Raw genomic sequence first — 13,669 nt, forward strand, 5'->3', positions numbered from 1 at the left:
ATGCACCTGCCCCGACAGCACCGGCGCGGAGCGGCCCTGTGGGCCACCGCCGCGCTGACCGTGACAGCCGGTCTGGCCGCCTCGCCGCTGCCCGCCGCGACGGCCGCCACCCCGACCCCGCCCGCCGTCCCGTCCGCCGCCGCGCAGGTGGACCCGGCCCTGGCCGGGGCGGTGGCCGGCGGCGGGGAGACCGCGTTCTTCGTGGTGCTGAAGGACCGCGCCGACCTCGGCGGGGCCAAGGGCAAGGGCCCGCACGCGGCGAAGGCGCGGGCCGCCTTCCAGGAGCTGCGGGACACCGCCGAGCGCAGCCAGGGCCCGCTGCGGAAGTTCCTGGACGGGCGGAAGGTCGGCCACCAGGACTACTGGATCGCCAACGCCGTCCAGGTCACCGGCGGCGCCGACCTGGTCGCCGAACTGGCGAAGCGCGCCGACGTGCGGCGGATCGTCAAGGCGCGGACGTACCACATAGACGACGTCCAGGCGTCGACGGCGGCCTCCACCGACGCGGGCGACGGCACGCCCGAGTGGGGCGTCAAGGACATCGGGGCCGACCAGGTGTGGGCGCAGTACGACGCGCGGGGCGAGGGCGTGGTGATCGCCAACGTCGACTCCGGCGTGCAGTACGACCACCCGGACCTGGTCGCCGGCTACCGCGGCAACAACGGCGACGGCACCTTCACCGACGACTACAACTTCTACGACCCGAGCGGCACCTGCGCCACCCCCAGCACGCCGTGCGACAACAACGGCCACGGCACCCACACGATGGGCACGATGGTCGCCAAGAACGGCATCGGCGTCGCCCCGAACGCGAAGTGGATCGCCGCCAAGGGCTGCGAATCCTCGCAGTGCTCCGACGAGTTCCTGCTGAAGGCCGGGCAGTGGCTGCTCGCGCCGACCGACCACAACGGCAACAACCCGCGGCCGGACCTGGCGCCGAACATCGTCAACAACTCCTGGGGCGGCGGCGACACCACCTTCTACCAGGACATCGTGGAAGCCTGGAACTCGGCGGGCATCTTCGAGGCGTTCGCGGCCGGCAACGACGGCGACGGCACGACCTGCTCGACCTCGCACGCCCCCGGCTCGCAGGCCCCGTCCTACGGCGTCGGCGCCTACGACGTGAACGGGAAGATCGCGAAGTTCTCCGGCTTCGGGCCGTCCCTGGTGGACGGCTCGGCCAAGCCGAACATCTCCGCCCCGGGCGTCAACGTCCGCTCCACCTGGCCGGGTTCGGCGTACATGGCGGAGTCCGGCACCTCGATGGCGACCCCGCACGTGGCGGGCGCCGTCGCGCTGCTCTGGTCGGCCGCGCCCTCGCTGATCGGCGACATCGACGGCACCCGGGCGCTGCTCAACCAGGGCGCCCGGGACGTCGACGACACCCACTGCGGCGGCACCGCGGGCGCCAACAACGTGTGGGGCGAAGGCAAGCTGGACATCCTGAAGTCCGTCGACCTGGCCCCGCACACCGCCGTGGACATCACCGGCCGGGCCACCGACCGGGCGACCGGCGCCGCGCTGCCCGGCATCACCGTCAAGGTCAGCAGCGAGGCCGCCGGCACCCGCACCGTCACCACCGCCCCCGACGGCTCCTACCGGCTCGCGCTCGCCCCCGGCCGCTACGACATCGCCGCCGCCGGGTACGGCTACGCGAACTTCGAGGTCAAGGGCCTGACGGTCGCCGCCGGGCAGCCGCAGAGCGTCCCGCTGGCGATGACCGCCGTCGCCGTCCACACCGTCACCGGCACCGTGCTGGACGTCACCGGCAAGCCGCTGGCCGGCGCCGTGGTCGAGCTCACCGGCACCCCGGTCGCCTCCGTGGTCTCCGGCCAGGACGGCTCCTACAACTTGGGCAAGGTCGCCGAGGGCGGCTACACGCTGACCGTCAAGCCCGCCCAGCCCGTGCTGTGCAACGGCGTGTGGACCGGCCCTCTGGCCGTCGCCGCCGACGTCGCCAAGACCGTGCGGACCCCGGCCCGGACCGACAACTCCGGCACCAGCTGCGCCCCGGCCGCGTACAGCTGGGTCAAGGGCAGCAGCAGGGTCGCGCTCAGCGGCGACGAGGACGCCAAGACCGTCGCCCTGCCGTTCCCGGTGACGTACTACGGCGTGAAGTACACCAGCGCCTCGGTCACCACCGACGGCCTGGTCAACTTCCTGGAGCCGCGGATCGGCGACTACGCCAACACCGCGCTGCCCACCGCCGTCAAGCCGAACGGCGTCGTCGCCCCGTTCTGGGACGACCTGACGCTGGACAAGAAGGCCACCGTCACCACCGCCACCACCGGCACCGCGGGCAAGCGCACCTTCGCCGTGGTCTGGGACAACGTCCCGCTGGTCGCCGACAGTTCGAAGCGGGTCAGCTTCGAGGTGCTGTTCGACGAGGCCACCGGCGCCATCACCTTCCAGTACCAGAACGTGCCCGGGGGCGGCTCCGGCGCCACCGTCGGCATGGAGAACCAGGCCGGCACCGACGCCCTCCAGTACTCCTTCGACCAGGCCGTCCTGACCAACGGCTCGGCGATCCGCTTCACCCAGGGAGCCAAGTGATGACCACCCACCGCCACCGCAGAGCCCTCCGGCTCGCCTCCGGCCTGGTCGCCGCGGGCCTGGCGCTGACCGCCGCCCCGCACGCGCTGGCCGCCGACCCCGCCGCCGGCACCGACGGCGTGATCAGGCTGACCGACCGGCAGGCCCAGGACCTGGCCGCCCGGCTGAGCGCCGACGCCTACCCGCAGGCCGCCGCCGATGACAGTTCGGAGGCCACCGCCGAGGGCGGCACCGGCAGCCACTTGGACGCGCACGCGCCGGTCACCTTCACCGCCGCCTCCACCCTGGAGGGCGTGCGCGGCCTGGCCAGGACCGTCCCGGCCGGGAGCGACGGCAGCTACTTCACCCTGCACAGCCTCGGCAACGTCCAACTGCACCAGGCCGACGGCTCCACCACCTGGGCCCGCACCAACGCCTCGCTGTACGCGGACTGGCAGGTCAAGCCGCTGCGGGTGTGGGACACCGAGCCGTACCCGGCCCGGATCCCGATGGTGTTCAACTTCGTCAACCCGTTCAGCTCGGACTCCGCGCAGGGCTACGACACCGGCGACCTGACCGGCGACGGCGTGCCCGACCTGGTGATCGCCGCCTCCGCGGGCGACAGCCCGTACCGGCCGTTCACCTCGCCCGGCTCCGCGCTCACCTACGGCTCCTTCGTCACCGTGCTGGACGGCGCCACCGGCAGGACCCTGTGGTCGAAGCTGTACGCCTCCACCACCCTGGTCCGGATCGTCGACGGCACCCTGCTGGTCTCCGACGCGCCGCGCCAGAACACCAGCGCCGCCAGGACCGCCACCGCCACCCTGACCGGCATCCGGTTCTCCTCCGCCGACGGCAGGCTCACCCCGGCCTCCACCTGGACGTACGACACCGGCGAGGCCGGCCCGGCCGCCTGGGGCGACCTGCTGGACCTCGGCGGCGGCAAGGTCGCGGTCTCCTTCGACCGGCGCGCCACCAGCACGACGGCGGGCCGCGGCACCACCTTCGTGCTGAACACCGCCGACGGCACCCCCGGCTGGCGGACCGACGGCGACCTGTTCGGCCGCGCGCTGCGGCTGGACGCCGCCCGGCACCGCCTCGTCGCCCTCGAACAGCCCGACTACACGCGGCAGTTGGCGTACTCCGTAGTCGGCTACGACCTGGCCACCGGGGCCCGGACCGTGCTCGACACCCGCACCAACGTGCTGCCCACCGCCCTCACCATCGGCGACCTCGGCAAGGACACCGGCGCCTACGCCGTCGCCGAGGACTCCTTCAACCCCAGCGGCTACGTCAACGCCAGCACCATCCGGGTGCTCGACGGCAGGGACGGTTCCACCGTCCGCTGGACCGACACCACCAAGCCCAGCGTCGACGCGGGCGACGGCCCCAGCACCTGGGCCCTGGACATCACCGACGGCTCGCTGATCGCCAGCTCCCAGGACGGCCGGGCCACCGACACCGCCGAGAACGTCTCCGGCCTGCGCTACGGCAGGCTCACCGCCTACAACGGCAACGGCAAGGTCCGCTGGAGCACCCGCGGCACCAGCGCCTCGCCGCGCTTCCAGCAGATCGACGGCGGCGTGGTGCGCACCGTCGACCAGCAGCAGAACATCCACACCTACAACCTCGGCAACGGCAAGCAGAAGAGCCTCACCCCGCTCCAGGGCGACCTCGACCACGCCGCCGCCACCGACCTCGACGGCGACGGCAGCCAGGACGTCGTCGCGGGCGGCAGCTCCGACGGCGTCTGGGCCTTCTCCGGCCCCTCGCTGCTCACCGGCACGCCCGAGCAGCTGTGGCGGGCCACCGTCCCCGGCGAGGTGCACGCCGTCGCCACCGGCGACGTCAACGGCGACGGCAAGCCCGAGGTGGTGGTCGCCGCCGACACCGCCACCGTCGTCCTGGACGGCCGCACCGGCAAGGTGCTGACCACCGTCGACGGCGGCGGCAAGTACGTCCGCTCGGTCACGCTGGCCGACCTCGACGGCGACGGCAAGCAGGAGATCCTCGTCCCGACCGACGCGCTGCGCGCCTACCGGGGCGACGGCACCCCGCTGTGGACGTACGCCGCCCCGGCCGGCAGCGGCGACGTGGTCTTCTCCGACGCGGTGGCCGCCGACGGCACGGTGTTCGTCCAGTACGCGGGCGTGGGTGCCATGCAGAAGAGCGACTCGGTGCAGAACGGCGTCGCCCTGGACGCGGCGAAGGGCACCCCGCGCTGGCAGGCCGACCCGAAGGCGCCCGCCGAGGCCGTCGACGGAAAGCTGCACGGCGCGCTGCTCGACCACGCGGTCTACGCCTCGCCGAAGATCCCGTACGCCGACGGCCACGCCGTCGTCTACACCTGGATCATCACCGCCGTCCCCGGTGGCATCAGCGGCGGCGGCACCGACCTGGCCAGCCCGATGTCGGTCACCGAGATCCGCGACGGCCGCACCGGCGAGGTGCTGCACCAGAAGGTGGCCGGCGGCCCCTGGTCGCACGGGAACTTCTTCACCGGCGAGGACGGCGACGGCCTCCAGGAGATGGGCTTCGGCGTGCTGTGCCAGTACCTCGCGAACGGCGAGGACCGCTGGACCTCCACCAGCGCGCCGCTGCGCACCGCGCAGTTCATCACCGGCCCCGACGGCAGGAAGCTGCTGGTCGGCGGCGTCGAGGGCGGCCTGGCCGCCTACGACCCGGCGATCGTCGGCGACGGCAACGCCTTCCACTCCTCGATCGGCTCCGCCACCCTGCGCGGCGGCCGCGACTACCTCGCCGCCGACCTGGACGGCGACGGCGAGGAGGAGATGATCTCGCTCAACTTCGACGCCCTCGGCGTCAACCGGGCCGCCGGGCTGCTGGGCGGCGGCGTGCTGTCGATCGACAACGGCATTCACCGGATGACGACGTTCAAGCTCTCCTGAGGTTCTTCACCGGACCTCCGCGGAACCGTCCGCGCGGGTAAAGGGCTGGTACCCCGCAGGCTCCCGCCTGCGGGGTACCAGGCTCGTTCGTGTACTGTTACCGGCCTTATGGGCGCACCAGAGACACACCGGACGGACACCGCACCACCCATGCTGCGCCTTTACCTCTTCGAGGGATTCCGGGCCGAACGCGACGCCGGGCCGCCACTTTCCGAACGCTGGCCGCGCCCCGGCGCCCGCGCCCTGGTCAAACTGCTCGCCGTCACCCCCGGCCACCGGCTGCACCGCGAACAGGCCATGGAGACCTGCTGGCCCGACGCCGACCCGTCCGCCGCCGCCGGCAGCCTCCGGGTCGCCCTGCACGCCGCCCGGCACGCCCTCGAACCCGAACTCGCCCCCCGCGCCGCCTCCGCCTACCTCAAGGCCGACGGCGGACTGCTGCTGCTCGACCCCGCCGCCGTCTGGATCGACGCCGACCACGCCGAACAGGCCGCCGAGGACGCCCTCGCCGACGGACGGCCCGAACGGCTCGCCGACGCGATACGCCAGTTCGGCGGCGAACTGCTCCCCGAGGACCGCTACGCGCACTGGGCCCAGGCCCGCCGCACCCGGCTCGACCGGCTCCGCGAACACCTGCTGCTCCGGCTCGCCGCCGCCCACCTCGACCGGGGCCGCCCCGAGGACGCCGCCGCCTGCGCCGAACAGGTCCTCACCACCAGCCCCGCCGAGGAACTCGCCCACCGGCTGCTCATCGACGCCTGCCTGCGCCAGGGCCAGCGCCGCCGCGCCCTGCGCCAGTACCACCTGTGCCGCGAAGCCCTCGACGCCGAACTCGGCATCCGCCCCGGCCCCGAGACCGAACGCCTGCACCGTGCCGCCCTCGCCGCCACCCCCGCCCCGGCCCCCGTCGGAGGCACCCTCCCGGCCCGGCTGCGCGGCGCCGAAACCAGCCGACTGCACGGCCGCGAAAGCGAGTTGGCGCTGCTGCTGGACCCCGCCGGGCCGCCCGTCCGACTGCTCACCGGCGAAGCCGGCATCGGCAAGACCCGGCTGGCCGGCGAGGCCGCCCGCCGCGCCGCCGCCGCCGGCACCGCCGTCCTGTGGGGCAGCGGCCAGGACGCCGAGGACCACACCCCCTACGGCGTCTTCGCCGACGCGCTCGACGGCTGGCTCGCCGGCCACGACCCCGCCGAACGCGCCCGGGTCGGCGCCGAGTACCCCGAACTCGCCGCGTTCCTCCCCTCGTTGGGCCAGATCCCGACCGGTGCCGCACCCAGCCCCGAGGAACAGCGCGACCGGCTGTTCCGGGCCGGCGCCGCCCTGCTCGGCGACCTCGCCGCCGGCCGCCCCGCCCTGGTCGTCCTCGACGACCTGCACGCCGCCGACACCGGCTCCTACCAACTGCTCGGCCACCTCGCCCGGCGCGCCCGGGACCGCGGCGCCCCGCTGCGCTTCCTCGCCACCTACCGCGAGGAGGAACTCCCCGACACCGACCCCCGCCGCCGCGCCGTCGCCGCCCTGATCCGCCAACAGCTCGCCGCCCGACAGGAGTTGGGACGCCTCGGGGAGGCCGCCGTGCTGGCCGCCGTCCGCGACGCCACCGGCCGCGCGCCCCGCCCCGAAGTCTGGGAACTCTCCCTCGGCAACCCGCTGTTCGCCCTCGAACTCGCCCGCGGCGGCGGGGAGTCGGCGGAGGGCGCGGCCCACCCGCCGGCCGGCGTCCGCGACCTGGTCGGCGAACGCCTCGCCCGGCTCGACCCGCCCGCCCGCCGCTTCGTCGAAGCCCTCTCGGTGGCCGGCGGCGAGGCCGCCCTCGCCGAACTCCTCGACGTCGCCGAACACGCCCTGCACCCGCCCGTCACCGGCGGCGCCGCCGCCGACGCCGTCGAACACGCCATCGCCGCCGCCCTGGTGGAGGAACGCCAGGTCGTCATCGCCGGCCGCGCCGAAGCCGGACTCGCCTTCCGCCACCCCCTCGTCCGGCTCACCTGCTACGACGGCCTGTCCGCCGTCCGCCGCCGCCAACTGCACGGCGCCTACGCCCAGGCCGTCCAGCGCCGCCGCCCCGACGCCGTCGACGCCCTCGCCTCGCACTTCACCCGCGCCGACGACCCGCGCGCCGCCGACTACCTGCGCCGCGCCGCCGAACGCGCCGCCGCGCTCTACGCCAACGACACCGCCGACCGCTACTACCGCGACCTGGTCGCCCGGCTCGACGTCGACGCCGCCCGGGCCCGGCTCGCGCACAGCCGGGTGCTGCGCCGGATGGGCGAACCCGGCCGCGCCGCCGAGGTGTTGCGCGCCGCGCTCGCCGAGTTCCGGGCCCGCGGCGACCACGACGACACCGTCACCGCCGCCGCCCACCTCTCCGAGGCACACTGCCGCATCGGCGAACTCACCGCCGCCGCAAAGGTGTTGGACGCCCACCCGCCGAACGGCCGGACCGGACCCGAAGCCCGCGCCGTGCACCACCTGGCCCGCTCCGGCCTGGACAAGATGCGCGGCCGCTACCCCGACGCGTACGCCGCCGCCCGGCGCGCCCAGGAGCCCGCCGAACACGTCCCCGGGCCCACCGGCCAGCTCCTGCAAGCCCGTTCGCACGCCATGCAGGCGATCAACCTCGGGCTGGCCGGCCGCTTCGGCGAAGCCCGCCGGGCCGGCGACCGCGCGCTCGCCCCCGCCCAGGCCTACGGCGAACCCACCCTGCTCGGCTCCGTCCTCTCCACCCTGCGCGAGAACGCCCGCCGACACGGCCGACTGCACGACGCCGTCCGGTTCGGCCGACAGGCCCTCGACCACGCCCGGCGGTCCGGCGACCCGCTGGCCGCCGCCTTCGAACAGCTCAACCTCGCCGAACTCCACCTCCTGCTGGAGGAGAACGACACCGCCGCCCAGTACGCCGAGGCCGCCGTCGCCGCCGCCGACTGGGACGACGCCTGGTCACTGCCCTACGCCCTCGCCGTCCTCGCCCGGGTCCTGCTGCGCACCGGCGACCGCCCCCGCGCGGCCGCCCTGCTGGAGCGGGCCGGCACCCCCGGCGACCAGCAGGCCGACCACGAAGTCCGGCGCGCCCGGGCCCTGTACGCGCTCCGCGGTGACGACCCCGACGGTGCGCTCGCCGTCCTCGGCGACGCGGCCGCCCAGGCACCCGAACTCGCCGCCCACGCCCACCTCGCCGCCGGACGCCCCACCGAAGCGGCCCGGATCGCCGCCGCCGAGGCCGCCCGCGCCCACGCCACCGGCGAACGCCTCGCCGAGACCGAGGCACTGATTGCCCACGCCACCGCCGCCACCCGGCTCGGCGACCGCGCGGCCGCCCGCACCGCCCTCGCCCGCGCCGACCACCTCGCCCGTACCCTCCCGTACCCGTCCGGCCTGACCCGGGTGCTCGGACTGCACGCCGAACTCGGCGCGGAGTGACGGCCGCTCGGCAGGGGTCTTCGGCGAGGTGCGCCGGGGTCGGCGGGGTGTGGGGCGGTGCTCTGGCCCGGATAGGATCGTCGAATTGAATGATCTTGACGCGGACGATCGGGCTACTCTTCCGACCATGGCTTTGACACCTGACGAGTTCCACGCGCACGCCCGCGCCGCCGCCGACGCCGAACTCCGGCTCCCGCTGGCCCGGATGACCGGCTGGGAGATCAGCCCGTTCGAGCAGGAGGGGCTGCGGGTCTCGCCGCTGCGTCCCCCGGTGGTCCCGGAGCCGCCCCGGCGCGGGGAGGACCCGGCGGACTGCGGGGTCTGCGGCAAGCGCGACGTGGGCCTCTGGTTCACCGAGAACTGGCGGCTGGACCGGGTCACGGGCGTCGGCGTCCCGCTGGCACTGATGCTGTACCCGCGCGACCACTGGGACCTGGCCGAACTGCCGGACGAACTGGCCGCCGAACTGGGCGTGTTGACCACCCACATCGTCCGGCACGTGCAGGCGGTGCCGCACGTCGCCCGGGCCCACGTCTACCGGCTGGGCGACGGCGCCGCGCACCTGCACCTGTGGTTCTTCGGTCGCCCGGAGGGGCAGACGCAGATGCTCGGCTCCTGGCTGCCGGTCTGGGACGACCTGCTGCCCGAGTACCCGGCCGGGCCCGCCGACGCCGACGCGGCCGCCGTGGTCGACGCCCTGATCGCCTCGTACGGCGGCCGGCGCACCGCGACCGGCTGAGCCCGGGAGGCCGCCGGAGCGGGGGCGGCGGGGGTGGTCGCGGCGGGAGCGGTCGCGCCCGCCGCACCGCCGGGTTGGCAGGATAGGGGCGGGAAGAACGGGACGGCGAGGGGACGGGCGCGCGTGGGCGGCTGGGAGCGGGCGTTGGACGCGGCCGGGGTGCGGGAGCCCGCGCTGCGGGAGGCGTACGGGCGGCAGCGGGAGCGGGTGGCCGCCTACAAGCGGGAGGTGGTGCTGGCCGCCGGGCTGCTGCTGCCGCCGGCGACCGTCCCGCACGTGATCGCGGCGACCGCGTTCATGCACCACACCGACAACCTGCTCGACAGCGGCCCGGCCGACACCCGCCGCGCCGCGTCCGCCCGCTGGCGCGCCCAGGTCACCGCCGCGCTCGAGGCCGGAGACGCCCGAAGCGCCGACGGCACCGACGACCCCGAACTGCGTCCGCTGCTGGCCAGCGTGGCGGCCCGGCCGGTCCTGCGCGGGCGGGTGCTGGACTTCCTCGCCGCCGCGGACGCCGACCTCGACTTCGCCGGCTTCGACACCGAGGACGACTACCAGACCTACCTGGACGGGTACTCGCTGCCCGGCTTCATGGTGGTCGCCGCGCTGCTCGGCCCCGACGGCGACCAGCGCGCCTACCGCGCCGCCTGCCGGACGTTCATCGACTCCAGTCAGCGGCTCGACTTCGTCAACGACCTCGCCGAGGACCTCGCCGACGGCCGCCTCACCCTCCCCGCCGACGCGCTGGCCGCGCACGGCGTCACCCGCGCCGACCTCGAAGCCGCCCGGGACACCCCCGCCGTCCGGGCCCTGCTCGCCGGAGGGGGAGCACCCCAAGCGGTACCACCTCGACTTCGAGGTGGACGAGATCGCCGCCGAGGGCCGCCGGGCCGTCGGGCTCGGCGCGGAACTGCGCCAGGACGCGATCGGGCCGGACGGCTACGGCTGGCAGGTCTACACCGACCCGGCCGGACACCCCTTCTGCCTGTGCCGCCACCGCGAGGTCAGCTGGACCGACGACGGGCTGGTCTGGTCGTAGCGGCCGGGAGGCGGGGGCCGGGCCCGGGCCCGGGAGCTGCTCGGACGGTCGCTGCACGGCCTCGCCGACGGCGTCCTCCCGCTGGGCGAACCGCCGCTGCCGGGGCTGGACTTCGACCGGCTCGCCGCCGACCCGGTCGGCGCGCTCAGCGCGGCGCTGGCCGACCGTCCGTCGGGGTACGCGGGGTCGTCGGGGTGCGCGGGGTCGTCGGGGTGGCTGGAGGAGGCGGTGCGGCTGCACGCCCTGCTCACCGACGCCACCGGCCTGCCGCCGAAGCACTTCGCCCGGATCGAGCGGCTCCGCGCCGTGCTCGTGGCCGACCCGGGCCGGTGGGCGGCCGTCGTGGCGCGGACCGGCTACTACGACCAGTCCCACCCGGCGGCCGAGTTCCGCCGCCTCATGGGCGTCCCGTCGGCCGCGTTCAGCGCGGGTCGGCACCCCGTCGCGACCCGCTGCACCGGCTGAGCGCCCTGCGCGGCGGCCGGGGCGAAGGAAGGGGTGGCCGGGGTGGCCTGGCGGGCCCCGGATGTGCGGGCCATCGCACAGGTGAGATATGTTCACGCGGTGACCGAAGACTATCTCTCCCGCATCGGCAAGCTCGTCCGTGCCGCCCGCACCCACAAGGGCTGGACGCAGAGCCAGCTCGCCGCGGCCCTCGGCACCACCCAGAGCGCGGTGGCCCGGATCGAGTCCGGCGGCCAGAACATCGGCCTGGACCTGGTCGCCCGGATCGGCGAGGCGCTGGACAGCGAGATCGTCTCGCTCGGCGTCGCCGGCCCGATGAACCTGCGGGTGGTCGGCGGCCGCCGCCTCTCCGGCGCGATCGAGGTCCGCACCAGCAAGAACGCCTGCGTCGCGCTGCTCGCCGCGTCGCTGCTGACCACCGGCCGCACCACCCTGCGCCGCGCCGCCCGGATCGAGGAGGTCTACCGCCTGCTGGAGGTCCTCGCCAGCATCGGCGTGCGCCATCGCTGGATCAACGGCGGCACCGACCTGGAGATCACCCCGCCCGCCCGGCTCGACCTCTCCGGCATGGACGAGGACGCCGCCCGGCGCACCCGCAGCATCCTGATGTTCCTCGGCCCGCTGCTGCACCGCGCCGACCGCTTCGAGATCCCGTACGCCGGCGGCTGCGACCTCGGCACCCGCACCGTCCAGCCGCACCTCGCCGCGCTGCGCCAGTTCGGACTGCACGTCAGCGCCACCACCGGCAGCTACCGGGCCAGCGTCGACCGCGAGGTCTCCCCGCAGCGCCCCATCGTGCTGACCGAACGCGGCGACACCGTCACCGAGAACGTGCTGCTCGCCGCCGCCCGCCACCCCGGCACCACCGTCATCCGCAACGCCAGCGCCAACTACATGGTCCAGGACCTGTGCTTCTTCCTGGAACTGCTCGGCGTCCGGGTCGAGGGCATCGGCACCACCACGCTCACCGTGCACGGCAAGGCCGTCATCGACACCGACGTCGACTACGCCCCCTCCGAGGACCCGGTCGAGGCGATGAGCCTGCTCACCGCCGCCGTCGTCACCGACTCCGAACTGACCATCCGCCGCGTCCCGATCGAGTTCATCGAGATCGAGCTGGCCGTCCTGGAGGAGATGGGCCTCGACTGCGAGCGCGGACCCGAGTACCCGGCCGCCAACGGCCGCACCCGGCTGACCGACCTTACCGTGCGCCCCTCCAAGCTGGTCGCGCCGATCGACAAGATCCACCCGATGCCGTTCCCCGGCATCAACATCGACAACCTGCCCTTCTTCGCCGCGATCGCCGCCTGCGCGCACGGCTCCACCCTGGTCCACGACTGGGTCTACGAGAACCGCTCGGTCTACCTCACCGAACTCGGCCGGGTCGGCGCCAACGTCCAGCTCATGGACCCGCACCGGGTCCTGGTCGAGGGCCCCACCCGCTGGCGTGCCGCCGAGATGATGTGCCCGCCCGCGCTGCGCCCCGCGATGGTCCTGCTGCTGGCGATGCTGGCCGCCGAGGGCACCTCGATCCTGCGCAACGTCTACGTGATCAACCGCGGCTACGAGGACCTGGCGGCCCGGCTGAACTCGGTCGGCGCGCGGATCGAGGTCTTCCGCGACATCTGACCCGCCCCGCCCCCGGCGGCACATCGCACCCGTGCGCTGGAGCCCGCCCCGCCGTCCGCGGGGCGGGCCTGGCGCAGATTGGGGGCGGACGAAGGGGGTGGGCGATGACGGCGGGTCCGGTCGAACAGGCGCGGGAGCAGGTGCAGGAGCAGGCGCGGGAACAGGCCAGGGCGGGACGGCTGTTGGCGAAATGGCGGCGGCAACGAGGCTTCAGCCAGCTGGAGTTGGCGAACCTGGCGGACGTCTCGGCACGCCACATCGGGTTCGTCGAGACCGGGAGGTCGCAGCCCAGCCGGGAGATGGTGCTGCGGCTCGCCGGACACCTGGACGTGCCGGCACGGGTGCGCAACTCGCTGCTGCTGGCCGCCGGTTACGCACCCGTCTACCCTGAGCGGCCGCTCGACGACCCGGCGATGCAGCCCGTCCTGGAAGCGGTGCGGCGGGTGCTGCGCGGCCACCAGCCGTACCCTGCGCTGGTGGTGGACGGCCGGTGGGACATCGTGGCGAGCAACGACGCCTTCGGACTGTTCACCGAGGGCGTCGCCGCCCACCTGCTGGAACCACCGGTGAACGGCCTGCGCCTGGTCCTGCACCCCGAGGGCATGGCACCCCGGATCGCCAACATCGGCCAGTGGCGCGACAAACTGCTCGCCCGGCTGGCCTGCCGCGCCGCGCTCGACGAACGGCTCCGGCCGCTGTACGAGGAACTGCTCGGCTACCCGTGCGCGCGGCCGGAGCCCGAGATCGGCGCCCCCGGCCCGGACGACATCATGGTTCCCCTCCAACTGCGGCACGGCGACGTGACGTTGAACTTCATCGCGACGCTCGCCACCTTCGGTACCGCCCACGACGTGACCATGTCCGAGCTGGTCATCGAGAGCTTCTTCCCGGCCGACGAGCACACCGCCGCCTACCTGTCAGGTAGTTGAGGCCCCC

Annotated in this window: 7 protein-coding genes and 2 pseudogenes; all 9 read left to right on the top strand. The window is 74.6% G+C overall.

From position 1 onward, the window contains the following. The 9 genes and pseudogenes from KSE_RS34620 (at window position 1) to KSE_RS34660 (ending at window position 13,662) form a co-directional block, all read left to right on the top strand. Complete coding sequence (locus KSE_RS34620; RefSeq protein WP_014140049.1) at window positions 1–2,553, top strand: S8 family serine peptidase; 2,553 nt, start codon at window positions 1–3, stop codon at window positions 2,551–2,553. Next, window positions 2,553–5,441 (top strand): FG-GAP repeat domain-containing protein, encoded by a 2,889-nt coding sequence (locus KSE_RS34625; RefSeq protein WP_014140050.1) that lies wholly within the window; start codon window positions 2,553–2,555, stop codon window positions 5,439–5,441. Before KSE_RS34620 ends, KSE_RS34625 begins: the two co-directional genes overlap by 1 nt. Before the next feature lie 150 nt (window positions 5,442–5,591). Continuing rightward, window positions 5,592–8,861 (top strand): ATP-binding protein, encoded by a 3,270-nt coding sequence (locus KSE_RS46070; RefSeq protein ID WP_014140051.1) that lies wholly within the window; start codon window positions 5,592–5,594, stop codon window positions 8,859–8,861. A 127-nt stretch (window positions 8,862–8,988) separates the two neighbouring features. Then, window positions 8,989–9,600 (top strand): hypothetical protein, encoded by a 612-nt coding sequence (locus tag KSE_RS34635; RefSeq protein WP_033257906.1) that lies wholly within the window; start codon window positions 8,989–8,991, stop codon window positions 9,598–9,600. A gap of 297 nt (window positions 9,601–9,897) precedes the next feature. Then, window positions 9,898–10,356 (top strand): annotated as a pseudogene (locus KSE_RS40555) (squalene/phytoene synthase family protein); the annotation flags it as partial. Between the two features lie 52 nt (window positions 10,357–10,408). Further along, window positions 10,409–10,639: pseudogene (locus tag KSE_RS34645) on the top strand (VOC family protein); the annotation flags it as partial. 228 nt (window positions 10,640–10,867) lie between these two features. After that, complete coding sequence (locus KSE_RS39095) at window positions 10,868–11,104, top strand: hypothetical protein (protein WP_014140054.1); 237 nt, start codon at window positions 10,868–10,870, stop codon at window positions 11,102–11,104. A gap of 99 nt (window positions 11,105–11,203) precedes the next feature. Further along, the gene (locus tag KSE_RS34655) at window positions 11,204–12,733 is read left to right on the top strand and encodes a UDP-N-acetylglucosamine 1-carboxyvinyltransferase (protein ID WP_014140055.1); all 1,530 of its coding nucleotides are present in this window, start codon (window positions 11,204–11,206) and stop codon (window positions 12,731–12,733) included. A gap of 104 nt (window positions 12,734–12,837) precedes the next feature. Beyond that, the gene (locus KSE_RS34660) at window positions 12,838–13,662 is read left to right on the top strand and encodes a helix-turn-helix domain-containing protein (RefSeq protein WP_014140056.1); all 825 of its coding nucleotides are present in this window, start codon (window positions 12,838–12,840) and stop codon (window positions 13,660–13,662) included. Window positions 13,663–13,669: the final 7 nt, after the last annotated feature.

Source organism: Kitasatospora setae KM-6054, from assembly GCF_000269985.1.
GTDB classification, from domain to species: domain Bacteria; phylum Actinomycetota; class Actinomycetes; order Streptomycetales; family Streptomycetaceae; genus Kitasatospora; species Kitasatospora setae.

Bases quoted from the DNA above. Each gene is read 5' to 3' on its own strand.
- KSE_RS34620 (WP_014140049.1), top strand. From the start codon at position 1: ATGCACCTGCCCCGACAGCACCGGCGCGGAGCGGCCCTGTGGGCCACC.
- KSE_RS34625 (WP_014140050.1), top strand. From the start codon at position 2,553: ATGACCACCCACCGCCACCGCAGAGCCCTCCGGCTCGCCTCCGGCCTG.
- KSE_RS46070 (WP_014140051.1), top strand. From the start codon at position 5,592: ATGCTGCGCCTTTACCTCTTCGAGGGATTCCGGGCCGAACGCGACGCC.
- KSE_RS34635 (WP_033257906.1), top strand. From the start codon at position 8,989: ATGGCTTTGACACCTGACGAGTTCCACGCGCACGCCCGCGCCGCCGCC.
- KSE_RS34660 (WP_014140056.1), top strand. From the start codon at position 12,838: ATGACGGCGGGTCCGGTCGAACAGGCGCGGGAGCAGGTGCAGGAGCAG.